The organism is Nonomuraea sp. NPDC005650 (genome assembly GCF_040605375.1).
Classification (GTDB): Bacteria; Actinomycetota; Actinomycetes; order Streptosporangiales; family Streptosporangiaceae; genus Nonomuraea.
This window is the reverse complement of record NZ_JBEXCR010000011.1, coordinates 64,161-90,956: the sequence shown is the minus strand read 5'-3', so window position 1 is coordinate 90,956 and position 26,796 is coordinate 64,161. Positions and strand designations below refer to the sequence as shown.

At 71.2% G+C, this 26,796-nt stretch carries 20 protein-coding genes; 9 read left to right on the top strand and 11 right to left on the bottom strand.

Annotated elements, in window-relative coordinates; all coding sequences use genetic code 11:
* Positions 1-119 precede the first annotated feature (119 nt).
* Positions 120-350, bottom strand: coding sequence for a hypothetical protein (locus tag ABZS69_RS20310; protein ID WP_139635676.1), 231 nt, complete (start codon positions 348-350; stop codon positions 120-122).
* Positions 351-597: 247 nt separating this feature from the next.
* Here ABZS69_RS20310 and ABZS69_RS20305 point away from each other — a divergent pair, with 247 nt between their 5' ends.
* The gene (locus ABZS69_RS20305) at positions 598-2,664 is read left to right on the top strand and encodes a DNA topoisomerase IV subunit B (RefSeq protein ID WP_355374381.1); all 2,067 of its coding nucleotides are present in this window, start codon (positions 598-600) and stop codon (positions 2,662-2,664) included.
* Positions 2,665-3,290: 626 nt separating this feature from the next.
* Here ABZS69_RS20305 and ABZS69_RS20300 read toward each other — a convergent pair.
* The 4 genes from ABZS69_RS20300 to ABZS69_RS20285 form a co-directional block, all read right to left on the bottom strand.
* Positions 3,291-3,731, bottom strand: coding sequence for a hypothetical protein (locus tag ABZS69_RS20300; protein ID WP_355374378.1), 441 nt, complete (start codon positions 3,729-3,731; stop codon positions 3,291-3,293).
* A gap of 142 nt (positions 3,732-3,873) precedes the next feature.
* Positions 3,874-4,398, bottom strand: a complete 525-nt coding sequence (locus tag ABZS69_RS20295; RefSeq protein WP_355374375.1) for a DNRLRE domain-containing protein — start codon at positions 4,396-4,398, stop codon at positions 3,874-3,876.
* The gene (locus ABZS69_RS20290; RefSeq protein ID WP_355374372.1) at positions 4,287-5,630 is read right to left on the bottom strand and encodes a DNRLRE domain-containing protein; all 1,344 of its coding nucleotides are present in this window, start codon (positions 5,628-5,630) and stop codon (positions 4,287-4,289) included. The genes ABZS69_RS20295 and ABZS69_RS20290 overlap by 112 nt, the downstream gene beginning before the upstream one ends.
* A 97-nt stretch (positions 5,631-5,727) precedes the next feature.
* Entirely contained in the window at positions 5,728-6,222 is a 495-nt protein-coding gene (locus ABZS69_RS20285) for a carbonic anhydrase (protein ID WP_355374369.1), read from the bottom strand.
* Positions 6,223-6,361: 139 nt separating this feature from the next.
* Between ABZS69_RS20285 and ABZS69_RS20280 the strand changes: the two genes are divergently transcribed.
* The gene (locus ABZS69_RS20280; protein WP_355374366.1) at positions 6,362-6,679 is read left to right on the top strand and encodes a hypothetical protein; all 318 of its coding nucleotides are present in this window, start codon (positions 6,362-6,364) and stop codon (positions 6,677-6,679) included.
* A 34-nt stretch (positions 6,680-6,713) separates the two neighbouring features.
* Here ABZS69_RS20280 and ABZS69_RS20275 read toward each other — a convergent pair whose 3' ends face one another.
* On the bottom strand, positions 6,714-6,863 hold the full coding sequence (locus ABZS69_RS20275) for a hypothetical protein (protein WP_355374364.1): 150 nt from the start codon (positions 6,861-6,863) through the stop codon (positions 6,714-6,716).
* A 105-nt stretch (positions 6,864-6,968) separates the two neighbouring features.
* Positions 6,969-7,532 carry a thioredoxin family protein gene (locus ABZS69_RS20270; RefSeq protein WP_355374362.1) on the bottom strand — a complete coding sequence of 188 codons (564 nt, stop codon included), beginning with the start codon at positions 7,530-7,532 and terminating at the stop codon, positions 6,969-6,971.
* 54 nt (positions 7,533-7,586) lie between these two features.
* Between ABZS69_RS20270 and ABZS69_RS20265 the strand changes: the two genes are divergently transcribed.
* Positions 7,587-7,958: a VOC family protein gene (locus ABZS69_RS20265; protein WP_355374360.1), complete on the top strand. Its 372-nt coding sequence runs from the start codon at positions 7,587-7,589 to the stop codon at positions 7,956-7,958.
* Between the two features lie 42 nt (positions 7,959-8,000).
* On the opposite strand, the gene ABZS69_RS20260 is transcribed toward ABZS69_RS20265, so the two are convergent.
* On the bottom strand, positions 8,001-11,045 hold the full coding sequence (locus ABZS69_RS20260; protein WP_355374357.1) for a glycoside hydrolase family 3 N-terminal domain-containing protein: 3,045 nt from the start codon (positions 11,043-11,045) through the stop codon (positions 8,001-8,003).
* A gap of 102 nt (positions 11,046-11,147) precedes the next feature.
* Entirely contained in the window at positions 11,148-13,670 is a 2,523-nt protein-coding gene (locus tag ABZS69_RS20255; protein WP_355374354.1) for a DNA topoisomerase IV subunit A, read from the bottom strand.
* 160 nt (positions 13,671-13,830) lie between these two features.
* On the opposite strand from ABZS69_RS20255, the gene ABZS69_RS20250 reads away from it, so the two are divergent.
* Both ABZS69_RS20250 and ABZS69_RS20245 read left to right on the top strand, forming a co-directional pair.
* Positions 13,831-14,652 carry a TauD/TfdA family dioxygenase gene (locus ABZS69_RS20250; RefSeq protein ID WP_355374352.1) on the top strand — a complete coding sequence of 274 codons (822 nt, stop codon included), beginning with the start codon at positions 13,831-13,833 and terminating at the stop codon, positions 14,650-14,652.
* A 55-nt stretch (positions 14,653-14,707) separates the two neighbouring features.
* Positions 14,708-16,813, top strand: coding sequence for a RecQ family ATP-dependent DNA helicase (locus ABZS69_RS20245; protein ID WP_355374349.1), 2,106 nt, complete (start codon positions 14,708-14,710; stop codon positions 16,811-16,813).
* A gap of 6 nt (positions 16,814-16,819) precedes the next feature.
* Here the strand turns inward: ABZS69_RS20245 and ABZS69_RS20240 are convergent, their stop codons facing one another.
* Positions 16,820-19,537: an ABC transporter substrate-binding protein gene (locus ABZS69_RS20240; protein WP_355374346.1), complete on the bottom strand. Its 2,718-nt coding sequence runs from the start codon at positions 19,535-19,537 to the stop codon at positions 16,820-16,822.
* Positions 19,538-19,616: 79 nt separating this feature from the next.
* Complete coding sequence (locus ABZS69_RS20235; RefSeq protein WP_355374345.1) at positions 19,617-20,510, bottom strand: sugar kinase; 894 nt, start codon at positions 20,508-20,510, stop codon at positions 19,617-19,619.
* Positions 20,511-20,678: 168 nt separating this feature from the next.
* Between ABZS69_RS20235 and ABZS69_RS20230 the strand changes: the two genes are divergently transcribed.
* The 4 genes from ABZS69_RS20230 to ABZS69_RS20215 all read left to right on the top strand — a co-directional run bounded on the left by ABZS69_RS20230 (position 20,679) and on the right by ABZS69_RS20215 (position 26,732).
* Complete coding sequence (locus ABZS69_RS20230; protein ID WP_355374343.1) at positions 20,679-23,387, top strand: GNAT family N-acetyltransferase; 2,709 nt, start codon at positions 20,679-20,681, stop codon at positions 23,385-23,387.
* Positions 23,388-23,522: 135 nt separating this feature from the next.
* Entirely contained in the window at positions 23,523-24,113 is a 591-nt protein-coding gene (locus tag ABZS69_RS20225) for a DUF5998 family protein (protein WP_355374341.1), read from the top strand.
* A gap of 681 nt (positions 24,114-24,794) precedes the next feature.
* Positions 24,795-25,853, top strand: coding sequence for a nucleotide pyrophosphatase/phosphodiesterase family protein (locus ABZS69_RS20220; RefSeq protein ID WP_355374339.1), 1,059 nt, complete (start codon positions 24,795-24,797; stop codon positions 25,851-25,853).
* A 54-nt stretch (positions 25,854-25,907) separates the two neighbouring features.
* Positions 25,908-26,732: a sulfurtransferase gene (locus ABZS69_RS20215; RefSeq protein ID WP_355374336.1), complete on the top strand. Its 825-nt coding sequence runs from the start codon at positions 25,908-25,910 to the stop codon at positions 26,730-26,732.
* Positions 26,733-26,796 lie beyond the last annotated feature (64 nt).

Sequence of the window (26,796 nt, the reverse complement as noted above, 5' to 3'; positions counted from 1 at the left end):
ACCGGCGTGTTTGTGGGCAAACCTCAGGCTTGGAACGCAGAACGGCGGCCCCGGGCGGTGCCGGGGTCGCCGTTCTGCGTTTTGCTATATGTGATTATCTCGGCACGACAGGCGCTGCGTCAGCGCTCGTCGTTAGGGGCATTTGAAGGGGTTTCGCTGAGTCGAGCCGACTCGTCCAGGATGTCGGCACCCTTTTCGCGCAGCGCTGCGATGTGCTGACGCCCGTGATGGGCGCAGAACAGCAACTCCCCACCCACAGGCAGGGTCGCGCGAATGTAGGCCTGGGCGCCGCAGCGGTCGCAGCGGTCGAGGGCCGTCAGCGGCTTAACGGGGGCGAGAGCTCCAGTCACGTATCGCCTTTCGGGTCACCCCCGCCGAAGCGAGGATCTGGCGTCAGTCACTTGGAACAACATCTAACCGGACGTGGACGTTCCCAACCGCCCGCTCTCTACGCCCAGAGCGGAATGTGTCCCAAAGTAATGACGATCAGCCGGTTGGTAACGGCAAACGTGTCGGCGTGGCAAGCTTGTACGCGCGCGTGCGGGAAGAACGGTAAGCTGCGCACACGTGTTCGATGCCTAGACCAGGGGAGCTGGAGTGACGCTAGTGGAGGCGGGTTACACGGCTCGTCACCTGTCGGTGCTTGAGGGCCTGGAAGCGGTTCGAAAGCGCCCCGGCATGTACATCGGGTCCACCGACAGCCGCGGACTCATGCATTGCCTCTGGGAGATCGTGGACAACGGCGTCGACGAGGCGCTGGCGGGTCATTGCGACCGCATCGAGGTCGAGCTCTACGCCGACGGCTCCATCGAGGTGCGCGACAACGGCCGGGGCATCCCGGTCGACATCGAGCCCAAGAGCGGTCTGGCCGGAGTCGAGCTCGTTTACACCAAGCTGCATGCGGGCGGTAAGTTCGGCGGCGGTTCCTACGGCGCGTCCGGCGGTCTGCACGGCGTCGGCGCCTCCGTGGTCAACGCCCTTTCCTCGCGTGTCGACGTCGAGGTCGACCGGCACGGCCAGGTGCACGAGATCAGCTTCCGCCGTGGCGTCCCCGGGATCTTCGACGGTCCTGGGCCCACCGCGAAGTTCAAGAAGAAGTCCGGCCTGCGCATCGGCGACAAGCTTCCCGTCGCGCCCACCGGCACCCGCGTGCGCTTCTGGGCCGACAAGCAGATCTTCCTGCCCGACGCCGAGGTCTCGCTCGACGAGATCCACGTGCGCCTGCGGCAGACCGCGTTCCTGGTGCCCGGCCTGACCCTGGCCGTCTATGACAGCAGGCACGAGGAGCGCACCGAGGAGGAGTTCCGCTTCGACGGCGGCATCTCCGAGTTCACCGAGTTCCTGGCCCGCGACGAGGCCGTGTGCGAGGTGCTGCGGCTGCAGGGCTTGGGCCACTTCCACGAGACCGTGCCGGTCCTCGACGACCAGGGCCACATGACGCCCACCGAGGTGCAGCGCGAGCTCACCGTCGACGTGGCGATCCGCTGGGGCAAGGGCTACGAGTCGACCGTCCGCTCGTTCGTCAACGTGATCTCCACGCCCAAGGGCGGCACTCACCTGACCGGGTTCGAGCGCGGCCTGGTGCGCACGGTCAACGAGCTGCTGCGCGAGACGCGCCTGCTGAAGAACGGCGACGACCCCGTCACCAATAACGACATCTCCGAGGGCCTGACCGGCGTGGTCACGGTCCGGGTGCCGGAGCCGCAGTTCGAGGGCCAGACCAAGGAGGTGCTCGGCACCTCGGCGGCCACCCGCATCGTCTCGCACGTGGTCTCGCGCGAGCTGAGGGAGCTGTTCACCAACCCGCCGCGCGGCTACAAGCAGCCGCTGCGCGCCGTGCTGGAGAAGATCGTCGCCGCCGCCAAGGCCCGCATCGCGGCCCGCGAGCACCGCGACAACCAGCGGCGCAAGAGCGCGCTGGAAAACTCCGCGCTCCCGGCGAAGCTGGTCGACTGCCGCAGCGACGGCATCGACCGCAGCGAGCTGTTCATCGTCGAGGGTGACTCGGCGCTCGGCACGGCCAAGCTGGCCCGCGACTCGGAGTTCCAGGCGCTGCTGCCGATCCGGGGCAAGATCCTCAACGTCCAGAAGGCGTCCGTGAGCGACATGCTCAAGAACGCCGAGTGCGCCGCCATCATCCAGGTCGTCGGGGCCGGGTCGGGGCGCTCGTTCGACATCGAGGCCGCCCGCTACGGCAAGGTCATCCTCATGGCCGACGCCGACGTGGACGGCGCCCACATCCGCTGCCTGCTGCTGACCCTCTTCCACCGCTACATGCGGCCGATGGTCGAGGCGGGGCGCGTGTTCGCCGCCGTGCCGCCGCTGCACCGCATCGAGCTGACCAACCCCGGGCGGGGCAAGGAGAAGTACATCTACTGCTACTCGGACGCCGAGCTGCAGAAGGTGCTGCGGGATCTCGAACGCCGGAACAAGCGCTGGAAGGACCCCGTGCAGCGCTACAAGGGTCTGGGCGAGATGGACGCCGACCAGCTGGCCGAGACGACCATGGACCCGCGGCACCGCATCCTGCGCCGGGTCCGCATCGAGGACGTTGAGGAGGCCGAGGCCATCTTCAACCTGCTCATGGGGAGCGAGGTGGCGCCTCGGCGGGAGTTCATCGTCAACAGCGCGGCCGAGGTCGACCGGGACCACATCGACGCCTGATCCGGCGGTGGTCGGCGAGTTCGCCGCCGTGGCCAGGGACGCTCCTTGAGATATCCAGGAGCGTCTCTGAGGCGCGTGTGGGGCCGTTTGGCGATCAGCTGGGGTTGTGGGGCCGGTGGGGCCAGGTTTGTGGCTCAGCGCGGCCTCTCGGGGCTCTGACGCGTGGAGCGGGCCCTCGGGTCCCCTGGGGCGCGTCGCTCGCTGCTCGGTTCGGCCGCCCTCAGGCTCCTCGGTGGCCCTCGAAGTGGGACCTGCTCGGTTGCGGCGGTACTGGATTCTCGACGCGTTGATGTGCTCGGCTGTGGAGTTCTTGGGCTCTCGGTGGGCGGTCTGCTTGGCGGGGCCGGGGCCTCTGTTGCGTGGGCTGCTCGGTTGCGATGGTTCAGGGGCTTCCGGTGTGGCTTGCGCTTGTGGTGCGTTGACGTGCCGTCTGGGTCTGTGGCGCTTCCTTGGGTGCCGTCTGGGCTTTATGGCGCTTTGGGGTGCCGTCTGGGCTCGTGCGGGGGCCTTCAGGCTGGTGGTGCGTGGTGTTGCGGCGCGTCGGGGCTCAGGTGTCGTGTCGTAGGGCGTGGAATGGCGGCCGGGTCCGAGCTGGGGGATCGGGTCCGGCCGCCGGTGAGGGGTTCTCAGGGCAGGGGTGTCAGAAGTAGATGCCCTGGCTGGGGGCGTTTGATGAGCCACTCCTGGTTGCTCCGGTTGCCCGGAGACTTGCAGTCCCACAGGGTGATGCCGCGGCCGGCCTGCTTGGAGTACTCGGGCACCTCTATGCAACGGTCCTTGCCGTTCAGGATGAAGCGCATGGTCGTGTACCCGGCGGCCAGGGTGCCCGCCTCCGGACCGTCCTCCGCGTGCGCCGGATCCTCGTCGGGGGCGGGATCTTCGCTGGGAGCGGTCTCGGCGGGGGACGGGTCCGCCGGGGCGGGCTCGGCCGGTTCCTGCTGCTCGACGGGTACGGGGTCCGTGGCTGGGTCGTCGGCCGTGGACGCGGATGCGGACGTCAGCGGTGCGAGCGTCGCGAGCGCGGCGCCGGCGAGCAGCATGGCCAGCCGACGGGTTCGTACGGGCATGGGGTACCCCTTCTCGTTGGTGTGGGGAGCGCACGACGTGGCGTGCGATCACCATTCACCGCGGCGCGGCAGGGCGCGGTCCAGGGGCTGGACGGGATTGGTCGATCTTAGACACCGTTGGACGAAGCTGGTCAGACTGGTGCTAGCGGGCCTGGAAGTGCTGGTACGCCGACCAGGGGCCCACGTCGGACCCGTCGTCGCCGCGTACGCGCCACCGGTATCGGACGCCGGGCCGCAGGACGCGGGCTTCGACCACGATGTGGCCGACGTGGCCGGTGCGGGAGGAGCCGCTGCCGGTCCAGACGACGCCGTGGTCGCCGGTGGCGGGGTCGAGGGAGATCTCGAAGCGGGCGTCCACCCATTCGCCGTCGTCGTCGCCGATCTCGGCGCTCATGGTGAAGGGGCCTGCGGCGGCCTGCCGGGTGCCGTCCGGCGTGGGGGCGGTGGAGTCGGCGAGCCGGGCGGGTGCGCGCGGCGCGCGGTTGTACGTGAGGTCGATGCGCGGGGCGCCGCCCTGTTCGCCGCGTTCCATGGAGTAGAACCTGCGCCAGGACGTCATCTGGTCTGACTCGTCGGCGAGGCGCAGTTGCAGGCCGTGGTTGGGGGCTCCGCCGGTCCACGCCTGGACGATGCGGGTGATGTCGAAGTGGACGTACCGCCGTCGCATTTCGGCCGGCCGTAGGCGCGCCGGTTGGTCGCGGCGCCGTCACCGGTCGTCTCGGGCTGGTCGCCGGCGCGTAACGACTCATCTGACCAGGGGGTGGTGATCCGGCGTACCTGGATGCCGGCGTCCACGGCGGGGCCGCAGGACGGCGACTCGTGGTTCCACAAGGTGAGCTGGGCGCGCTCCAGGGTGCGGCCGTGAGCGGGCGGGACGGCGAAGCGGAGGTAGGCGCGGGCGGGTGAGGAACTGGCGGTGCCGCCGCCGACCAGCAGCCAGGAGTCCCGGTCCGGTGAGGAGCGGTGTCCGGTGTAGGTGTCCGCCTGGGTGGTGATCTGGACGTTCGCGCCGGTCTGGTCGCCTGCCGGGGCAGGGGGCGAGGAGGCCGGAGGGCGGGGGAAGGCCCGGCCGGCGAGGAGGGCACCCGGGTTGGCGGCGGAGGTTCCGATTGCGACGCCCAGCACGATGATCGCGGAGACGCTCGCCACGGAACGCACGCGGGAGAGGGGGTGGGGGTGGGGGACCGCGTCGATGCGCGGGCGAAAGTCGGGGTCCGCCGGGTCCTGGTCGGCCGGAGGTTCGGGGCCGGTGGGCGGTTCGGATGCGGGTTCTGGGCCAGGAGCGGACGTGGTGTCAGTGGCTTGTGGGGCGGCGCCTTGGCGAGCCGGTGATGCGGTGGCGGGGGAGGGGGTGGTGCTGGACGAGGATGACGCAATGTGGTCGGGCGTGGTCTCCGGTGAGGAGGAGGCGGTCTGGCCGAAGGCGGCCTGTGATGGCGATGAGGAGGTGGTGGCCTGGGGTGGTGGTGAGGAGGCAGTGGCCTGCGGTGGTGAGGGGGCGGTGGTCTGGGGCGGTGGTGAGGAGGTGGTGGCCTGGGCTGGTGGCGGTGAGGTGGTGTGGGAGGGCAGGGATAAGTGGCGCCAGGTGGTGCGCCAGTGTTCGACCTGCTCCCGTACGTCCCGTTCAGGGAAACCGCAGGTCGCCAGGCAGGCCGCGACGTAAGCCTCCACGAACTCCAGTCGCGGCAGCTTGGGCAACCCCGACCCCGCCAGTACGTACGAGATCGTGCTGTGCGGGATGACGGCGACCTCGGTCCCCGAGACCACCTTGGTTCCACCGAGCCCGGACAGACGCCGCATCGACGGCGAGCCTGCCCACAACCGCAACCGCCGCAGTGCCCCGACGAAGTCGTCCGCGCTCGTGCCGTCGGGAACGGGGGGAGAGCTCAGATCGCCCAAAGCGCGTCCTCTCGTACGCGCCCAGGGCGGGTCCGGGGGCGCCCGGTCATGTTGTACGTCCGCACAACCGGGCACCACTCAGGTCAGGTGAATTCTTTCAGAACGCGGCAGGCGTCAGGAGGCCCGTGCGGACGTCGTAGATGGCGCCGGCCACGGGCATGCCCTCCGGCAGGAACGGGCTGGTCCTGATGCGGGTGAGGTCGTGGCGAAGGGCCTCGGTCTGGTCGGGCACCGTGTGGAACTCCAGGCTGCGGGTGTCGACACCGCGTTCCTGGGTGAGGGCGTGGACGTCCGGGTCGGAGACCTTGGCCATGCCGCAGTCCGTGTGGGGCATGACGAGGACGCGTTCGACGCCTAGCAGGTAGACGGCCAGCACCAGGGTGCGCAGGACGTCGTCCGTCACCCGCGCGCCCGCGTTACGCAGGATCTTGGCGTCCCCGGGCTTCAGGCCCAGCAGGCCGAGCGGGTCGATGCGGGAGTCCATACAGGTCACGACGGCCAGCCCGCGGCGGGCGCGGCCGGTCAGACCGGAGTTTCCGAACTTCTTGGCAAACTTCGCGTTGGCGGCATACAGGTCGTCGAACGCATTCATGCAACAAATCATGCACTGCGCCCCAAAGTCAGTGATGAACGGGGTGGCGACTGGCTGGAGTTGGCCAACGTCCCACGAAAAAGCGTCACCTTGCGTGATGATGTCGTAGCCGTATGTACGTGATCGAAGAAGGTCAGTCGTGAGTAGGTCCGAATCGCTCGCCGCGTATCTCCGTACCCAGGCCCGGCGCCGCCTCGACCGCGTCGAGGTCAAGGACGGTGGTCGCAATGCCAGGCTGGCCCTGGCACTCCTTGACACCGCCGCCTACGCGGCCAGCCTGCCCGAGGACGATCCGCTGATCCTCATGCTGGACCAGGCGGGCTGCTACGGGCCCCTGGGGTGTGAGAGCTTCGACCCCGGCGAGGCGGGTGACCAGCTGATCCGCCACTGGGACGGGGGCGAGCCCCACGAACTGCTGCTGGCCCTCCCGCCCGCCGTCACCGGCGCCACCGCCTGAGCGGTGAGCGGCCGGGGTTCGCGGCTGCGGTGGATCAGTGGCGCGCCGGCGTCCTGGCCGCCACCCGCACCTCGTCGGTGAGGTGCGGGGCGGCCCTGGTGGCCGGAGCCCGCGACGTGGCGCCACCCGTGGCCGGGTTGGCGTAGGCGGTGGTGAGCGGGGTCGCCCGTGCCCGGGTTGGCACAGGCGGTGGTGGGCGAGGTCGTTCGTTGCCGGGTTGGCGTAGATGGCGGTCAGCAGGACCGTCCGTGGCCAGGCTGACCTTGGCGGTGAATACGGCCGCCCGTGGTCAGGCCGGAGCGTTGCCCGGCTTCCACTTGATGCCGCAGCCGAGCGACGGGTTCTGCTCCTCGGGCACCGGCTCGCCCTCAAGCAGGGCGTCGATGGCCGCGCGGAGCGACTCGCCCGTCACCGCCACCGAGTTGCCCGGCCTGGCGCCGTCGAACTCGCCCCGGTAGACGAGCTGCAGGTGCCCGTCGTACAGGAAGAAGTCCGGCGTGCACGCCGCCCGGTAGGCCTTGGCGACCTCCTGGGTGTCGTCCAGCAGGTACGGGAACGTGAACCCGGCCCGCGCGGCCTGCTCCGCCAGGTGCACCGGATCGTCGTCCGGGTAGTTCACGCTGTCGTTGCTGCAGATCGCGACGACCGAAAGCCTGGCGCCGTAGTCCGCGGCCAGGGCGCCGAGCCCCTTCTCGATGTGCCGCACGTACGGGCAGTGGTTGGACAGGAAGACCACCAGGGTGGCGGGTGAGCCCTTGAGATCCCCGAGCGATACGCTGCCGCCGTCGATGGCGGTCAGGTCGAAGCCGGGTGCAGGGGTGCCGAGGGGCACCATGAATGAGTTGGCAGCCATGGCATTCATTCTTGTCTGCGTACGTGCGTGCAAAACGACTGAGAGGTGAATCGAGTGAGTGGCATCGCGGAGTTCCGTACCGTCGTGCTCGACTGCCCCGACCCCAGGGGGCTGGCCGAGTTCTACTCCCGGCTGCTGGGATGGCCCGTCACCTACGCGGACGACGAGTGGGTGGTGGTGAGCGACGGCGGGGCTCCCAAGCGGGTGGCCTTCCAGCTCGCGCCCGACTTCCGGCCGCCCACCTGGCCGGACCCCGAACGGCCCCAGCAGCTCCACCTCGACTTCACGGTCGCCGACCTGGACAAGGCGGAGAAGCAGGTGCTCGAGATCGGCGCGACCAAGCACGGGCACCAGCCGTGCGACGACGGCAGCTTCCGGGTCTACCTGGATCCGGCCGGGCACCCGTTCTGCCTCTGCCGCGCCTGAGGTGAGGGACTGCCCCCGGGGCGAGTGCAGTCCCTCCTGGGCTCAGCGGGCGGCCTGGGCCAGCAGGTCCACCGCCTTCCTCAGGTTGCCCGCCGCCAGCTCGTGGTCGGCCGCCGCCTGCAGGTCGGGCCGCCTGCCCGCGCTCTGCGCGACGTCCCTGGCCACCGACACGACGGCGTCGTCCACGGTGTACGCGTCGCTCTTCGACCGTTCGAGCAGCGTCGCGGCCGTGCCCAGGGCGGCCAGGACGGCCCGCGCGTCACGTACGGACCCGTCGGCGTTCCAGGCGCGCGCGGGCAGCGCGAGGACCAGCGACGCGGCCTTGGAATAGCCGTCGCCGGAGGCGAGCCGGTCGCGCGCCGTCTTGAGCCGGTCGCGGGCGCGGTCGGTACGCAGCCCCCACCCGTACGGCCAGAGCGGGTCATAAGCCGCGTCACCCACGTTGATCGGCAGCTGCGCCACCGAACGGAACCAGGTGAACGGCAGCCGCCCCGTGTACGGGACCGCCCCGAACAGCGGGTCGGCCACCCCCGCGCCCTCGGTGCCCGGCAGCCAGGAGGCCACCACGGCCTCGACGCCCGACAGGTCGCCGAGCTGCAGCGGACGCCCGGAGACGACCAGGACCGCGCACTTCATCGCCCCGCACACCTTGTCGATCGCGGCCCGGTCGGCGGCCGACAGGTCCAGCGTGCGCCCGGCGCGGCCCACGTCGCCCTGGCCCTCGGCGTATGGCGTCTCGCCCACCACCACGACGCCCACGTCGTGCCCGGCCAGGTCGGCGGAGGCGTCGCGCGAGTACGTCACGGAGGAGGCGCGGGAGCGGATGGCCGACAGGATCGTGGTGCCGGTGGTGATCGGCCCGGACGAGCCCTGCCAGGTGATCGTCCAGCCGCCGGTCTGGTTGCCGAGGTCGTCGGCGTTCGTGCCGGCCACGTAGACCCTGGAGTCGCGGCGCAGGGGGAGCAGGCCGCCGTCGTTCTTCAGCAGCACCTGCGACTTGGCCGCCGCCGTCCGCGCGACCGCCCGGTGCGCCGCCGAGCCGACGTCGCCGATCCGGGACCGGTCGGCGTACGGACGCTCGAACAGCCCCAGCCGGAACTTCTGGGTCAGGATCCTGGCGACCGCGTCGTCCACCCGGCTGAGCGGCACGCGCCCGGCCTCGACCTCGGCCTTCAGCGTGCTCTCGAAGGCAGGGAAGGCGTACGGCACCATGATCATGTCGAGTCCGGCGTTGATCGAGGTGCGCACGTCGCTCGGGTAGTCGCCGGGGATCTGGTCGATGGCCTGCCAGTCGCTGATCACGAACCCCTTGAAACCGAGCCGGCCCTTGAGAGTGTCCGTGATCAGCTCCTTGTGGGCGTGCATCTTGAGCGGGCCGTCACCGAAGTCGACGCTGGAGAACGACGGCATGACGGTGGCCACCCCGCGCCTGACCGCCTCCTCGAACGGCGCCAGATGGATCGCCTCCATCTCCTGGCGGCCGACCTCGGTGACGCCCTGGTCGATCGTGTAGTCGCCGCTCGTCGACGAGCCGTACGCGGTGCCGCCGTCGCCGACGTAGTGCTTGGCCGTGGCCAGCACCCCGTTGTCCTGCAGGCCGTCGATGATCGTGGCCATCCGCGACACGAGCGCCGGGTCCTCGCCGAACGACTCGTACGCTCGACCCCACCGGTCGTCGCGCGACACGCACAGGCACGGCGCGAAGTCCCAGGGGATGCCGGTGGCCTTGACCTCGCGGGCGGTGACCTGCCCCTCCTGCTCGACGAGGCCGGGGTCGCGGGTGGCGCCCATGCCCACGTTGTGGGGGAAGATCGTCGCGCCGACCACGTTGTTGTGGCCGTGCACGGCGTCCACGCCGTAGATCAGCGGCACCTGGAGGCGGGTCCGCGCAGCCTGGAGCTGGAACCCGTCGATCATGTCGGCCCACGCCTGCGGCGTGTTGGACGCGGGGGTGGAGCCGCCGCCCGACAGGAGGGAGCCGAGCACGTACGTGGCGATGTCGCTCTGCTTGGCCAGCGCGCCGCGCTCGGCCTGCGTCATCTGCCCGATCTTCTCCTCCAGCGTCATCCGCCTGAGCAGGTCGGCGACGCGTTCCTTGACCGGTTTGCGGGCGTTCAGGTACGGCAGGCCGTGCGCGTTGATCACGACCACCGGCGCCTCGGCAGGGGGCCTGGTGCCGGTGCCGGACAGCTCGATCGGGATGGTCTCGGCGACCTCGTCCTGCCCGTCCTTCAGCGTCCTGACCGTGAACGCCTTGGCCGCTCCGGACGCCGTGCCCGCGGGGAACGTCAGCGTGCCTTCGACGGGCGTGTAGTCGCCGCCGGGAGTCGCGGTGCCCGTACCGGTCCTGTAGGCCACGGCCAGGTCGGCGGGCAGGGGCCGGCCGTCGGCGGTGGTGACGGTGACGCCGACCCTGGCCTCGCCCTTCTCGTCCACCGGGTAGACGGGCCGGTCGGTGGACAGCCTGACCGGGCGCGGGGGAGCGGTCTCGTAGAGCTCGACCTGGTCCCACTCCAGCGTGCCCTGCGCGGCCGGGAGCCGCATCGAGTAGCCCCACATGGCGATCAGGTCCAGCTCGCCGTCGGACGGCGCGCCGCCGGGCTGGTAGTCGGTGCGCCTGGTGAAGCTCCCGAACGGCACCTTCACCTGCCGCCAGCCCGCCGTGTCGTCGACGAACGACGACTCGAACAGCTCGGCGCCGCCCGCTCCGGCGCCGCCGTCCTTGACCTCGAAGAAGATCTTCTGGCCCGAGGCGGCGCCGTTCACCCAGAAGGAGAAGCCCTCGTACGGGGACCAGTCCTGGGTGGCGGCCAGGTCGTGCGACCAGCCGCCCCACTGGCTCACGTTGTAGACCGATTTGAGCACCCGGTTGGTCGCCGGGGCTCCCGGCCTGCCGGGGTCCGGCTCGATCGTGAGCGCGGGGGTCGAGGCCGCGTCGTTGCCCCAGGCGTACACGCCTGAGGGAACGCTGTCCGCCTCGAAGTCGGTGATCGTGCCGGGGTCGGCGGCCGCGGCGGCCCCGGGCGCGACGATCAGGGCGGCGACCAGGGAAAGGGCGACCCATAACGGGGGTCTGGATCGGAACACGGTACCTCCAGTAGGAGAGAGAGCGCTCTCCCAGATGAGATCGGTGCCGATCCGTGATTCATAACAGGGTCAGGCGCCCGCATGTGCGGGCGCCTGACGGCGTCAGAGGGACGTCTGCTCGTCGGCGGCCGGTGTCTCCGGGGCCTCCCCGGAGGTCAGGGCCTCGGGCCAGGAGGCGAGGGCGCCGCCGATCGCGCCGATCGTGTTGGTCAGCCGCACGCCCGAGCCGTCGCGGCGCCCGATCTCGTCCGGCAGCGGCACCGGCTTGCCCACGGACGAGACCGCCTTGGCCGGAGCCGGGCCGGCCCAGGCCAGCAGCAGCTCGTCCTCGCCCTTCAGGAACCGCTGCGCCCGGACCCCGCCCGTCGCCCGCCCCTTGGCGGGGAACTCGGCGAAGTCGGACACCTTGCCGCCGCCCACCTGGGTGCCGGGCAGCGCCGTCGAGGAGCCCGCGATCGTGACCACGTGGGCCGGGCGGTCGGGATCCACCACGCCGAACCAGATCACCCGCGCGCCGCCGTCCAGCCGGATGCCCGCCATGCCGCCCGCCGGGCGGCCCTGCGGGCGCACCAGCGAGGCCGAGAAGCGCAGGAGCTGGGCGTCGGAGGAGATGAACACCAGGTCGTGCGACTCGGACACCAGCTCGACCGCGCCCAGCACGGTGTCGCCGTCCTTCAACGTGATCACTTCGAAGTCGTCGCGGTTGGCCGGATATTCGGGCACCACCCGCTTGACCACGCCCTGCGCCGTGCCCAGGGCCAGGCCGGGGCCGTCGGGGTCGAGGGAGCCCAGGCCGACGACCTTCTCGTCGGGTTGCAGCGAGACGTATTCGGACACCGGGTGCCCGCCCGACAGGGACGGCGGGTTGGCCGTGGTCGGCAGGGTCGGCAGGTCGACGACCTGGATCCGGATCAGCCGGCCCAGCGAGGTCACCACGCCCACCTCGCCGCGTACGGACGTCTTCACCACCGACACCAGCACGTCGTGCGCCGACCGGTCGCCCTCGCCGGACAGCGGCGTGGCGTCGGAGGTGCGGGCCAGCAGGCCGGTCGAGGACAGCATCGCCAGGCACGGGTCGTCGGCCACCTGCAGGTCCACGACCGGGGTGCGGGCGACGCCGGGCGCCTCCAGCAGGACGGTGCGGCGCGGCATGCCGTACTTCTTGGCCACGTCGGCGAGCTCGCCCGAGACCACCTGGCGCAGCTTGGCGTCGGAGGAGAGGATCTCCGTCAGCTGGGCGATCTCGTCGCTCAGCGTCTCCTTCTCCCGGTCCAGCTCGAGCTTGTCGAACCTGGTGAGCCGGCGCAGCGGCGTGTCGAGGATGTAGGCGGCCTGGATCTCGCTCAGGTCGAACACGTCCATCAGGCGCGTGCGCGCCTGGGCCGAGTCGTCGGAGGAGCGGATGACCTGGATGACCTCGTCGATGTTCAGCAGGGCGATGATGAGGCCGTCGACCAGGTGGAGGCGCTCCTCGCGCTTGCGCCGCCGGAACTCCGACCTGCGGCGCACCACTTCGAGCCGGTGCTCGACGTAGACCTGGAGCATCTCGCGCAGGCCGAGCGTGCGCGGCTCGCCGTCGACGAGGGCGACGTTGTTGATGCCGAACGTCTCCTCCATCGGCGTCAGCCGGTAGAGCTCCTCGAGGACTGCCTCGGGGATGAAGCCGTTCTTGATCTCGATGACCAGCTGGAGGCCCTTGTGGCGGTCGGTGAGGTCCTTGAGGTCGGCGATGCCCTGGAGCTTCTTGGACGTCACCAGCTCCTTGATCTTGGTGACGACGCGCTCGGGGCCCACGTTGTAGGGGAGCTCGGTGACGACGATGCCCTTGCGGCGGGGCGTGATCTGCTCGACCGTGCATCTGGCCCGCATGCGGAACGTGCCACGCCCGCTCTCGTACGCGTCGCGCACGCCCTGCAGCCCGATGATCGAGCCGCCCGTCGGCAGGTCGGGACCCGGCACGAACGTCATCAGGTCGTCGAGCGTCGCGTCCGGCTTCTTGATCAGGTGGCGGGCGGCGGCGATGACCTCGTTGAGGTTGTGCGGCGCCATGTTGGTGGCCATGCCGACCGCGATGCCGCTGGTGCCGTTGACCAGCAGGTTGGGGAAGGCCGACGGCATGACGACCGGCTCGGTCTCCTGGCCGTCGTAGTTGGGCTTGAAGTCGACGGTGTCCTCGTCGAGGGCGTCGACCATGAGCATCGCCGCCGGGGCCAGCCTGGCCTCGGTGTAACGCATGGCGGCGGGCAGGTCGTCGGGCGAGCCGAAGTTGCCGTGGCCGTCGACCAGCGGCAGGCGCATGGAGAACGGCTGCGCCAGGCGCACGAGGGCGTCGTAGATGGCGCTGTCGCCGTGCGGGTGCAGCTTGCCCATGACGTCGCCGACGACGCGCGACGACTTGACGTGCCCGCGATCGGGGCGCAGGCCCATCTCGCTCATCGAGTAGAGGATGCGACGCTGCACCGGCTTGAGGCCGTCGCGCGCGTCGGGCAGGGCGCGCTGGTAGATCACCGAGTAGGCGTACTCGAGATAGCTGGTGCGCATCTCGGAGGTGACGTCGATGTCGACGATCCGCTCCTCGAAGTCCTCGGGCGGGGGTGCAGTCGTGCGTCGGGCCATGTCGAACATTGTGCCGAAGGTATTCGGGTGCCCGCGACTCGTTGGCGTCACAAGTCGCGACGGGTCGGTGTGGAAGGCGTACGGAAGGCTGCCTCGAAGGGACCTTGACCAAGCAATTGCTTGGGTCGTACGTTCGGGCCGAGGGTTCCCACCTGTTTCCGGAGGCGTCATGATCGAGTTCCATCCCGTGACCATGCACATCGGCGCCGAGGTCACCGGGGTCGATCTGCGCAAACCGCTGTCGCAGGAAGAGGTCGCCACCCTGCGGGCAGGCTGGCTCAGGCACCTCGTGCTGTTCTTCCGCGACCAGCACATCGACGACGAGCAGCACCTGCAATTCGCCCTGAACTTCGGCTCGCTCAACCACCCCGCCTTCAAAAAGGACTCCACCAGCCCCATCCACGTCCTCGACCAGACCTCGCCGAAGGGCGAGGGCGGGGACGAGTGGCACAGCGACAACACCTTCGAGCCCACCCCGCCGATGGGCTCCCTGCTGCGCTGCGTCCAGCTGCCCAGCGTGGGCGGGGACACGTGCTGGGCGAACACGTACATGGCGTACGAGACGCTCTCGCCGTCGCTGCAGCGGCTGTGTGACGAGCTGACCGCCGAGCACGACATCACGATGTCGATGAAGAAGGCGATCGCGAAGGGGCACCCGTTCGACCTGGCCGAGATCCAGGCCAAGTGGCCGCCGGTGGAGCGGCCGGTGGTGCGCGTGCACGCGGAGACCGGCCGCAAGGCCCTCTTCGTCAACCGCGCCTCCACCACCCGCCTGGTGGGGCTGACGGACCGGGAGAACGAGGCGCTGCTGCCGTTCCTGATCGACCACATCCGGTCGCCTGAGTACCAGCTCCGGCTGCGGTGGCGGCCCGGCACGCTGGCGTTCTGGGACAACCGGCCGACCCAGCACTACGCCGTGGCCGACTACACCGAACGCCGCCGGATGCACCGCGTCACCGTCAACGCCTTCCCCGAACACGCCGACAAGTAGCGGGTATGGCGGCTGACGGCCCATTCCGTCGGAGAAAGCTGGTAACAAGGGGGGCATGAGTGAAGCCCCCGATGTCGCGATGCTGCGTGAAGAGGCCGAGGAGCGGTTGCGGGCCCTGGCCGGGGAGCACGCCGTGCTGCGTGAGGACCAGTGGGCCGCGATCGAGGCGCTGGTGGTGGATCGGCGGCGGGTGCTCGTCGTGCAGCGCACCGGCTGGGGCAAGTCGGCCGTCTACTTCGTGGCCACCGGGCTCCTGCGCGAGCTCGGCGAGGGCCCCACGGTCATCGTCTCGCCGCTGCTCGCGCTCATGCGCAACCAGATCGCCGCCGCGGAGCGGGCCGGCATCCGGGCCGTCACGATCAACTCCGCCAACCCCGAGGCGTGGGAGGAGATCTACGGCGAGGTCGCCGAGGGCATGATCGACGTGCTCCTGGTCAGCCCCGAGCGGCTCAACAACCCCGACTTCCGCGACAACGTCCTGCCCGAGCTGGCCGAGAGCGCCGGGCTGGTGGTGGTGGACGAGGCCCACTGCATCTCCGACTGGGGGCACGACTTCCGGCCCGACTACCGCAGGCTGGCCACGCTGTTCGAGGAGCTGCCGCCGGGCATCCCCGTCCTGGCCACCACCGCCACCGCCAACGCCCGCGTCACCCGTGACGTGGCCGAGCAGATGCGCCTGCCCGGCGACGAGGGCGACGGCACGCTCGTGCTGCGCGGGCCGCTGGAGCGGGAGAGCCTGCACCTGAGCGTCGTGCGCCTGCCCACCGCCGAGCAGCGGCTGGCCTGGCTGGCGCAGACGCTGCGCGAGCTGCCCGGCTCCGGCATCGTCTACACCCTCACCGTGGCCGCCGCCCACGAGATCGCCGGATACCTGCGCGACCAGGGGTTCGAGGTGGCCGCCTACTCCGGGCAGACCGAGCCGGCCGAGCGGCTGGCGGCCGAGGAGGCGCTGCTGACCAACAAGCTCAAGGCGCTGGTGGCGACCAGCGCGCTGGGGATGGGGTTCGACAAGCCGGACCTGGGGTTCGTGGTGCACGTGGGGGCGCCGCAGTCGCCCGTCGCCTACTACCAGCAGGTAGGCCGGGCCGGGCGCGGGGTCGAGCGGGCCGAGGTGATCCTGCTGCCGGGCACCGAGGATCGGGATATCTGGTCATATTTCGCCTCGCTGGCGTTCCCGCCCGAGCCCGTCGTACGGACCACGCTCCAGGCGCTCGAAGAGCGCGACGTGATGTCCACCCAGGCGCTGGAGACGGCGGTCGACCTGAGCCGGAGCCGGCTGGAGATGATGCTCAAGGTCCTCGACGTGGACGGCGCCGTGCGCCGGGTCAAGGGCGGCTGGGAGGCCACCGGCGAGCCGTGGGCGTACGACGCCGAGCGCTACACCCGCATCGCCGCCGAGCGCAAGACCGAGCAGGAGGCCATGCTGGCCTACCTGACGACGTCCGAGTGCCGGGAGCAGTTCCTGCGCAGGCACCTCGACGACGAGGCCGCCACGCCGTGCGGGCGCTGCGACAACTGCACCGGGCGGCACCGCTCGCCGGAGATCGGCGCGCAGGCCGTCGAGGGCGCCCGCCAGCGGCTGAGCAGGCCGGGTGTCGAGATCGAGGCCCGCAGGCAGTGGCCCACCGGGCTGGCCGACCTGTCCGGGCGGATCAAGCCGGAGCTGGGCGCCGCGCCCGGCCGGGCGCTCGGGCGGCTGACCGACATCGGCTGGGGCAACCGGCTGCGGGAGCTGTTCCAGGAGGCCGACGGGCCGGTGCCCGACGAGGTGTTCAAGGCCGTCGTGCAGGTGCTGGCGGCCTGGGACTGGGGCGATCGGCCCGTCGCCGTGGTGAACGTTCCGTCCGCGACGCGCCCCATGCTCGTGCGGAGCTTCGCCGAGCGGCTGGCGTCCGTGGGCCGGCTGTCCTACCTGGGCGAGCTGGGCTATCGGGCGGGAGCGCCCGGGCAGCAGTTCAACAGCGCGAAGCGGGTGCAGGCGGTCAGGGGGACGCTGGCCATGCCCAAGGAGCTGGGCGCCTCGATCGCGCAGTGCGGCGGGCCGGTGCTGCTGGTGGACGACCGCGTCGACACCGGATGGACGATGACGCTGGCGACGGCCCTGGTGCGGCACGCGGGCGCTCCCGCGGTCCTCCCGCTCGTCCTGGCGGTCACCTCGTGAGGTCGCCTACCTGACGCCCATGGTGAGCAGGTCGTAGTTGCCGAAGACGGGGCTGACGTGGACGTTGACGGCGTTCTGGCCGCGCAGCAGCAGCGGGCTCATCCAGACCAGCGGCACGAGCACGGCTTCGTCGGCCAGCTTCCGCTCCACCTCGGTCCACAGGTCGGCCCGCTTGCCCGCGTCGAGCTCGGCCCTGGCCCGGTCCATGAGGTCGTCGATCGCCTTGACGCGGACGCTCACGTTGACCGAATACGTGTCGGTGATCTGCCTGCTGTCCGCGATCAACGACAGGAACGACTCGGGGTCGGGCCAGTCGGGTGCCCAGGACTTGGCGATCAGGCCGATGCCCTGCTTCTTGAGATTGCCGGGGTTGCCGCCGTAGGTCTTGTGGAACTCCAAGGTGGGGACCTGCCGCAGCTTGACCTCGATGCCGATCTGGCCGAGGCCGTGCTGCACGACCTCGGCCACCTGCCTCTCGGCGGGCAGGTCCCGATAGACGTAGGTGGTCGTGAACCCGGCGGGTTTCCCGCACGCGGCCAGCGACTGCTTGGCGGCCTGCTGGTCGCCGTCGGCCTTGAGGTTCGGGTCGGGCCAGCGACCGCCGGCGACCGCGGGCGGCACGAGCGACGTGGGCAGCCGGGACTGCGCGGATCCGGCGCCGTACGCGCGGGCGAGGTTCTTGAGGTTGAGCGCGCGGACCACCGCCTTGCGGCAGTCGACCTGGTCGAAGGGCGGCACCTGCGGGTTGATCGCCAGCATGCGCACGGACGTGGTCACCGGCACGTCGGCGCGCTTCCTGAGCGCTGGCTCGGCGAGCACCGCGGCCGCGTCGCTCGCCGAGCTGATCGTGGGGCCGAACTCGGCGGCGCCGGCCCGCAGCCGCTGCTCGGCGTCGGTGACCCCGTACGCGATCTCGTACTGGTCCGGGAGCGCGTCGCGGTTGGGGTCGGTGGCGGCGTCCCACTGGTCGTTGCGGGTGAGGACGACGTTCTTCTTGTCGGCGGACACGCTCTGGATCTTGTACGGGCCCGAGGCGAGGACGGTGTCCTGCGTGTCCTTGGCCTTCGGCACCGGGACGGTCTCGGGGAGTTGCACGACGTCGTCGAACGTCGCGAACGGCCGCTTGAGTCGGAAGACGATCGTCCGGTCGTCGGGGGTCTGGATGGCGGAGTCGGTGTTCGCGCTCGACGACTTGCTGGGGCCCTGGTAGCCGGAGGGGAGGTCGAGCATGAGGTCGAAGTGGCTCGATCCCAGGCTCCGGGAGGGATCCATGCTGCGCAGGACCGCGTACTTGACGTCCTCGGAGGTGATCGGCGTGCCGTCCTGATATTTCATGCCTTGCCGGAGTTTGTACGTCCAGGTTTTGCCGCCGTCGCTCGGCACGCCGAGTGATTCGGCCAGATCCGGCACGATCTGCGTCCCGGCGCCTCCCGGCACCGGCTTGAACATCGTCAGCGAACGCCCGTAGAGCCGGACCAGGTTCAGGGAGTCCGACATGTACATGTTCCCCGGATCGACGGACTCCAGCTCGTACGGCGAGACGACGCGCAGGGTCCCGCCCTTCTTGGCCGAGGGGTCCGCCACGGAGGTCACGGCCGTCCCGAAGGCCGCCACCTGCGGGGACGTGGGAGTGGGATCCGGCGTGACGTCCTCGGGATGGGTCCGGGCCACGAGCCACACCGCGACCCCGGTCGCGAGAGCGGTGGCCGCCGCCCCGATCGAGACCAGCGCCCTGCGCCGGCCGCGCCGCCGCGAAGGCTCGGTCGTGGCCCCCGGCGGGAACGGCCGTACCGGGCCGCTCACCGGATACGGCATCGGACCGTGGGCCTGCGGCGTTCCGCCGTTGAAGGGCCGCGCCTGGCCGCCGCTTCCCGCCTGCGGGACCTGCACCGGGAGGGGCGGCGCCGGCGGTGGGGCGGTGCCGGCGCGGATGAGGTCGCGCATCAACTGCTCGGCCGTGGGGCGGTGCCGGGGGTCCTTGGCCAGGCAGGCCCACAGCAGCGGCGCGATCTCCGGCGGCACGCCGTTCAGGTCGGCGTCGAGGTTGAGGATGCGGTGCATGATCACGGGCAGCGGCCCGAAGCCGAAGGCCCCGCGCCCGGTGGCGGCGAAGATCATGGTGCCCGCCCAGGCGAACACGTCGCTCGCCGGGGAGGCCTCGCCGAGGAACTGCTCGGGGGCCATGAAGGCGGGCGTGCCCACGATGCTGGTGGTCAGGCTCTGGCTGATGTCGAGCGCCCGGGCGATGCCGAAGTCGATCACGCGCGGCCCGTCGGGCCCGAGCAGCACGTTGCTGGGCTTGAAGTCCCGGTGGACGACCCCGGAGCTGTGGATGGCCACCAGGGCCGTGGCGGTGGTGATCGCCAGCCGCATGAGCGCCGGGCCCTGGACGGGGCCCTCCTTGGTGACCTGGTGCTGCAGGGAGAGCCCGTCGACGTACTCGCCGACGATGTAGGGCTGGTCGTTGACGGCTCCGACCTCGAGCACGCGTGCCGTGCAGAACTCGGCCACCCGCCGTGCCGCCTCGGCCTCGCGGCGGAAGCGGCGTACCGCCTGCTCGTCGTCGGCGAACCTGGCGTGCAGCAGCTTGAGCGCCACCTGCTCGCCGGAGGGGGAGACGCCGAGGTAGACGCTGCCCTGACCGCCTTCGCCGAGAAAGCCGGTGACCTTGTACGAGCCCACCGACGTGGGGTCGCCCGGCCGTAACGGACGCACGCCGCGCATCCGGCTCCCTTATTTCGTGCTCATCCCGACTTTCTCCACCATAGCGGTGCAAGACCGCCCATAAGGGAGACCTGCGGGACTAGAACGGCGGGCGGGCGCCCAGGTGCATGATGGCCTTCGACGCCAGGCGGCAGCCCGCGGCCAGCGACTCGGTCGGCGGCTTGCCCGCCAGCCAGACGGGCAGGAAACCGGCGCTGAACGCGTCTCCGGCACCCGTGCCGTCCACGATCTTGTCGACCGGCTCGGCGGCCACGTGGACCGGGTCGGGGCGGCCGTTGGCGTACCACAGCGCGCCTTCGGCGTTCATCTTGATGACGACCTGCGGGAACCACGCGGTCAGCACCTTGGCGGCGGCCTCGGCGTCGTCGCGGCCGGTCAGCACCTTGGCCTGCTCGATGTTGGCGAACAGCAGCTTGACCCCGTTGGTCCACTCCAGGAACGACTCGGCGCCCGTACGCTCCAGCGGCGCGGACGAGGCGCAGTCGACCGAGATCGACATCCCGCCGCGCCTGGCCATGTCGAGCGCGGCGAGACCCGCCTCGCGCGAGCCTTCGTTGATCAGCGTGTAGCCGGACAGGTGGAGGTGCGCCCCGCCCGCGAACAGGTCGCGCGGCAGGTCCTCCGGCGACAGCGCCGCGTTGGCGCCGGGGTCGGAGAGCATGGTGCGCTCACCCTTGTGCGTCACGAGCACCACGCAGGTGCCGGTGGGCCGCTCGGGGTCCATGACGAGCCGGGCGTCGACGCCGTAGCCCATCAGCTCCATGTCACGGTTGCGCCCCGTGATGTCGGCGCCTCTGCGGCCGATGAAGGCCACCTCTGCGCCCTCGACGGCCAGCCACGAGGCGATGTTCGCCCCAGAGCCGCCGCCGTGCATGGTCACGATCGCCGGGGTGTCACTCGCCCTGGCAAGCGCATAACGGGCGCGCGCGACCGCGTCGGTCATGAGATCGCCCACCACGACGACCCGCGTCATGATGTCACCACCTTGCTGCCTTCAGAACGAGCCTGGCCACGGCAAAACTAACAGCTTCCGGGCTGCCCGTGGGGCGGACCAAGGACACCGGGCTGCAGTCGATGCACAAGCGTTGCCCAATAGGGGCTCCGGTCTTGGCATGTGAAATGCGGGTTTACGCTCGACACTGTGGAGGCACACTATCCGGCCCACTGGGAGGCCGACGTCGTTTTGGCCGACGGAGGCACCGCGCACGTCCGACCGATCAAGCCCGCAGACGCCGACCGCCTCCGCTCCTTTTACTCGCGGTTGTCAGACGAATCGATCTATTTCCGGTTCTTCGGGCCGCGGCCCCGGCTTTCCGACCGGGAAGTCGAGCGGTTCACGAATGTCGACTACGTCAACCGGGTCGCGCTGATCGCCACCATCGGCGCCGAGATGGTCGCCGTCATCCGCTACGACCGCACCGGCCCCGGCGAGGCCGAGATCGCCTTCCTCGTCGAGGACGCGCACCAGGGCAGGGGAGTGGCCTCCGTGCTCCTGGAGCACCTGGCGGCCACCGCCCGCGAGAACGGCATCGAACGCTTCGTCGCCGACGTCCTGCCCGCCAACATGCGCATGACGGGCCTGTTGCGCCAGGCCGGTTACACGGCCCAGAGCCAGTTCGAGGACGGCGTCGTACGCATGACGCTCGACCTCACCCCCACCGAGACCTCGACCGAGGTGACGCTCGCCCGCGAGCACCGCGCGGAGTCCCGGTCCATCGCCAGGCTGCTCACCCCCGGCTCGGTCGCCGTTGTCGGCGCCTCGCGCGAGCCCGGCGGCGTCGGCCAGACCGTCCTGCGCAACCTGCTGGCCGCCGACTTCACCGGCCCCGTCTACCCGGTGCACCGCGAGGTGCGGGCCGTGGCGGGCGTGCGGGCATATCCGAGCGTGGGGGCCATCGACGGCGAGGTCGACCTGGCCGTGGTGGCCGTGCCCGCCTCCGGGGTGATCGACGTGGTCAAGGAGTGCGCGGAGAAGGGTGTGCACGGGCTGGTCGTGGTCTCCTCGGGGTTCGGGGAGACGGGCCCGGAGGGCAAGGCCAGGCAGGACGAGCTGGCTCGGCTCGCGCGCTCGTACGGGCTGCGCGTCGTGGGCCCCAACTGCCTCGGCATCGCCAACACCGACCCCGCCGTCCAGCTCAACGCGACCCTCGCCGCCACCCTGCCGTGCCGGGGCGAGGTGGGGTTCTTCAGCCAGTCGGGCGCGCTCGGCACCGCGCTGCTCCAGCGGGTGGCCCAGCGCGGCATGGGCATCTCGTCGTTCGTCTCCGCGGGCAACCGGGCCGACGTCTCCGGCAACGACCTGCTGCAGTACTGGGAGGAAGACGACTCGACCAAGGTGATCCTGCTCTACCTGGAGTCGCTCGGAAATCCGCGCAAGTTCACCCGGCTGGCCAGGCGCACCGCCCGGAGCAAGCCGGTCGTGGTGGTCAAGAGCGGCGGCACCCCCGCCGGGCACTCGGCGGAGGAGCTGCGGGTGCCCGACTCGGCGATCAGCTCGCTGTTCGAACAGGCGGGGCTGATCAGGGTCGACGACCTCATCCAGCTGTTCGACGTGGGGCAACTGCTGGCCTACCAGCCGCTGCCCGCCGGGCCCCGGGTCGCGCTCGTGACCAACTCCGACGCGCTCGGCCTCCTGGCCGCCGACGCCTGCCTCGCCGCCGGGCTCGACCCCCGTACGCCGGTCAACCTGGGTCCCGCCGCCGGGGTCGCGGAGTTCGGCACGGCCCTCGCCGGTGAGCTGGACTCCCCTGATGTCGACGCGGCCGTCGTGATCTACATGCCGCCCATTCCAGGCGACACGGACGCGGTGGCGGCCGAGCTGCTGCGGGTCTCGAAAGACTCCGGCAAGCCGGTGCTCACGACGTTCCAGGGGCATCTGGGCATGCACCCGGCCCTGCGCGTCGAAACCGGTCCGCCGGGGTGCGGGTCGACGCCCTCGCGCGGCTCGATCCCCTCGTACGCGGCGCCCGAGGAGGCGGTGCGGGCGCTGGCCCACGTGGTCCGCTACGCGAGGTGGCGCGCCCACCCGGCGGTGCCGCCGCCGGAGCTCGACGACATCGACACGGCCCGCGCCAAGACCCTCGTCCAGACGGCCCTCGCCACGGCCGCCCCGCCGGGGACCGGCGAGGACGGTGCCGCGCCCCTGGGCCGGTCGCAGTCGGGGGCGTTCGCGCAGCCGGGCCCGCCGGTCGAGGTGGACGCCACCGAGCTCCTGTCCTGCTATGGCCTCACCGTCTGGCCCGCCGAAGTGGTGCGGTCGCCGGACGAGGCGGTGCGGGCGGCCGAACGGCTCGGCTGGCCCGTGGTGCTCAAGGTGGCCGACCCCGGCGCGTCGCGGCGCGCGGGCACCGTGCGCCTGGGCCTGACCGGCCCCGAGATGGTCCGCCACGCCTACGCCGAGTTCGCCGACCAGCTCGGCGAACGGGTCGAACTGGCCGTCCAGCGGATGGCACCGCAGCCGGCCGTCCCGACCGTCGTGGGCGTCATCGAGGACCCCGCGTTCGGCCCCTTCGTGTCGTTCGGGCTGGGCGAGGTGACCGCGCGCCTCCTCCTCGACCAGGGCTTCCGCCTGGCCCCGCTGACCCGTGAGGACGCCGCCGCGCTCGTGCGCTCCGTCCGCGCGGCCCCGCTGCTCTTCGGCGAGTACGGCTACCCGCCCGTGGCCGTGGACGCCCTCGAAGACCTCCTCGTACGCGTCGGCCGCCTGGCCCACGACCTGCCGGAGGTGGCCAGGCTGGACCTGGACCAGGTGCTCGTCGGCGAGTCGGGCGTCATCGTCCTCGGCGCCCGTGCCACCTTCCGCACTCCGGCGGGCCCACGTCTCGACGGCGGGCCCCGGCGGCTGTCGTGATCAGCTCTCAGCGAAGGGCTGCGAACGACAGCGAATGGAGTCAACCGAAGTGCCTGCTGATGCCTGGATAAAAGACGTTATAGAGCGTTATATCCGGCGGGTGAGCGTACAGCCTCGCCCTGGCAGGATGGACCCATGAGGGAAACCCGAGTCTCAGCCGCGGGCCTGCGTGAAGCGATCGAGCGCAGCGGCTATTATCCCGACCTCGTCACCGATGCGGTCGAATCCGCGCTGGGCAAGGAGGCAGTGACCGCCTTCGTGGTCCATCACGAGGCCACTTTCGATCCCGCGATGGAGGTGCGCAGGCACGTCACGGTCCTGGTGCTGTCGGCCACGCGGCTGCTGGTCTGCCACACCGACGAGCATCCCGCGGTGGAGGGCGTCTCGACGTCCCACGCCTCCACGACCACGGAGGCCGTACGCCTGAGCCGCGTCCAGTCGGTCGCCGTCACGCGCGTGGTGCCCGACCCCGCCTCCTACGTCCCAGGCGTCCCGCCGACAGAGGTGACGCTGACGATCGGCTGGGGTGCCATCTCGCACGTGGACCTGGAGCCTGCCACGTGCGGCGACGAAAACTGCGAGGCCGACCACGGCTACACGGGCGCGATCACCGCCGACGACCTGTCCCTCCGGGTCAGCGAGGCGGCCGACGGCCCGGAAGCGGTCACCCACGTCCTCGCCTTCGCCAAGGCCCTCTCCGAAGCCACCGCCCGCGCCTCCTCCTGACCGCGGGGCACAAGGGGATCCACGAGAAGAGGGAGAGATCCGCGAAGGCATAGGATGAAGGACATGCTGGTGCCGGGGTACGGCGGCGGGTCACTGGCTGATCTGCCCCACGCGTTGCTGACGGCCCTGGGCGTGCGCGAGCCCGACACGCCTCCTACGCCGGATGCCCTGGATACGGCGCCCGCGACAGCGGACGCCCTCGATACGGCGCATGCGTCCGCGATGACGGATGCTCCCGATCCGGCGACCACGCCCGGGGCAGCGGACGACCCTGACCCGGCGACCACGCCCACGACGACGACCGCCCCCGATACGGCGAGCACGCCTGCGCCTGAGACCGCGCGCGACCCGGCGAACCTCCCCGACCCGCCAACCGCGCCTGCACCTGACGCGCGCGACACGGCGACCGCGGCGAGCACGCCGAGCACGACCCGTACACCTGGCACGACCCGCACGCCGGTCACCGCGCACATGCCCGATCCGGCGAACGCACCCGGCCCGATGACAGGGCTTGACGTGACGCCGGGGCCTGGTGCGACGACTGGGAGCGATGCCGCGACGGGGTCTGGCACGACCAGAGGGACCGATGTCGCGACGGGGCCTGGTACGACCGTAGGGGTCGGTGCGGCGACGGAGTCCGGCACGACCACACGGGCCGGTGCGGCGGTTACGGCGCCTGGCGTGGCCGCTGCGGTCGGCGGGGCGGGTGGGGTGCCGCTCGTCCTGGAGCCGGCCGATCGCGTGTGCCTGTTCCTGGTCGACGGGCTGGGCGCCGAGCTGCTCCGGGCCCACGCCGAGGCCGCCCCGTTCCTGTCCAGCCTGGCGGGCAGGACGCTCACCGCCGGCTTCCCGGCCACGACCGTCACCAGCCTCTGCTCCCTGGGCACCGGCCTGACCCCGGGCGAGCACGGCATGCTCGGCCTGACGCTGGCCGTCCCCGGCACCGGACACCTGTTCAACTGCCTGCGGTGGACCCTCCCCGGCGGTCTCACCATGGATCCCGAGCAGTGGCAGCCCGCCCCGACCGTCTACCAGCGCGCCACCCGGGCCGGGCTCGACGCGGTCTACGTCGCCCCCGCCGAGTTCGAGGGCAGCGGGCTGACGACGGCCGTCTACCGGGGCGTACGTTACGTGGCCGCCGACACCGTCGACGACCGGGTGGCCCGCGTCCACGAGTCGATGCGCCAGGGGGCGGCGTACGTCACCGTTTATTACGGCGATCTGGACGCCGCCGGGCACATGACGGGGTGGGGCAGCGAGGAGTGGCTCCGGCAGCTCGCCATCGTCGACGAGATGGCTCGGCGGCTCGCCGAAGGGCTGCCTTCGGGGTCGGCCCTCTACGTGACCGCCGACCACGGCATGATCAACGCCACCGAGAAGATCGACGCCGAGAGCGTCCCCGAGCTGACGGCGGGCGTGGCGCTGCTCGGCGGGGAGGCCAGGGCCAGGCACGTCTACGCCGAGCCGGGTGCCGCGCGGGACGTGCTGGAGGCGTGGCGCGAGACCCTTCGCGGGAAGGCCTGGGTGGTGTCCAGGCGGGAGGCGGTCGAGTCGGGCTGGTTCGGTCCTCGGGTGCGTGACGCGTGGCTGGCCCGCATCGGTGACGTCGTGGCCGTCCCGTACACCGATCTGGCGATCATCGCGCCCGCGCGCCACAGGATCGAGGCCCTGTTCACCGGCTACCACGGCTCGATGACGGCGGCCGAGCAGTACGTGCCGCTGTTGGAGGCACGCACGTGACCTGCCCGGAGATACTGTGACGAGTTCCGGCGACGAATTCTCTGGGGGTACGCCTTGACCAGCCCGCTCATCACACCGGCCGAGCTCGCCGCACTCGACGAGGTGACCGTGCTCGACGTCCGCTGGCGGCTCGGCGGGCCGCCCGGGGTGGAGTTCTACCGCGAGGGGCACATTCCGGGCGCCGTCTTCTGCGACCTGGACCAGGATCTCGCGGCCCCTCCCGGCGCGGGAGGGCGGCATCCGCTGCCCGAGGCGGGCGCGTTCCAGAGCGCGATGCGACGCCTGGGGGTGTCGAACGGGCGCCCCGTGGTGGTCTACGACGACGCCGGATCGACGGCCGCGGCCAGGGCGTGGTGGGCGCTGCGCTACTTCGGCCACCAGGACGTACGCGTGCTCGACGGCGGGCTGCCCGCGTGGACCGAGGCCGGGCTGCCGGTCACGAAGGACTCACCCGACCTCCCGGCGGCCGGCGAGGGCGACTTCACCGCGCGGCCCGGCGGGATGCCGGCGTTGACGGCCGACGAGGCGGCGGCGCTGGCCACCCAGGGCGTGCTGCTCGACGCCAGGGCCGCCGAACGCTACCGGGGAGAGGTGGAGCCCATCGATCCGGTGGCCGGGCACGTTCCCGGGGCCGTCAGCGCGCCCACCATGGAGAACATCGGCCCCGACGGCCGGTTCCGCACCCCCGCCGCCCTCCGGGAGCGCTTCGCCGGGCTCGGGGTTCTGGAGGGGGTTCAGGCGGGGGCCTACTGCGGCTCCGGCGTGACGGCCGCGCACGAGGTGCTGGCCCTGGAGGTGGCCGGCCTGCCTGCCGCGCTGTACGTGGGCTCCTGGTCCAACTGGGTAGCCGACCCCTCAAGGCCAGTCGCCACCGGCTGACCCCGGGCCGCAGCAAGGCCGGTCTCCCTCCCCCCGGGCGGCGAGGTGGTCTGCCCGGCAAGCT

Excerpts from the sequence above, each read along its gene's own strand:
- ABZS69_RS20245 (WP_355374349.1), top strand. The coding sequence starts at position 14,708 with ATGAGTGAAGCCCCCGATGTCGCGATGCTGCGTGAAGAGGCCGAGGAG.
- ABZS69_RS20295 (WP_355374375.1), bottom strand. The coding sequence starts at position 4,398 with ATGCGACGGCGGTACGTCCACTTCGACATCACCCGCATCGTCCAGGCG.
- ABZS69_RS20250 (WP_355374352.1), top strand. The coding sequence starts at position 13,831 with ATGATCGAGTTCCATCCCGTGACCATGCACATCGGCGCCGAGGTCACC.
- ABZS69_RS20255 (WP_355374354.1), bottom strand. The coding sequence starts at position 13,670 with ATGTTCGACATGGCCCGACGCACGACTGCACCCCCGCCCGAGGACTTC.
- ABZS69_RS20300 (WP_355374378.1), bottom strand. The coding sequence starts at position 3,731 with ATGCCCGTACGAACCCGTCGGCTGGCCATGCTGCTCGCCGGCGCCGCG.
- ABZS69_RS20285 (WP_355374369.1), bottom strand. The coding sequence starts at position 6,222 with ATGAATGCGTTCGACGACCTGTATGCCGCCAACGCGAAGTTTGCCAAG.
- ABZS69_RS20270 (WP_355374362.1), bottom strand. The coding sequence starts at position 7,532 with ATGGCTGCCAACTCATTCATGGTGCCCCTCGGCACCCCTGCACCCGGC.
- ABZS69_RS20240 (WP_355374346.1), bottom strand. The coding sequence starts at position 19,537 with ATGCGCGGCGTGCGTCCGTTACGGCCGGGCGACCCCACGTCGGTGGGC.
- ABZS69_RS20235 (WP_355374345.1), bottom strand. The coding sequence starts at position 20,510 with ATGACGCGGGTCGTCGTGGTGGGCGATCTCATGACCGACGCGGTCGCG.
- ABZS69_RS20225 (WP_355374341.1), top strand. The coding sequence starts at position 23,523 with ATGAGGGAAACCCGAGTCTCAGCCGCGGGCCTGCGTGAAGCGATCGAG.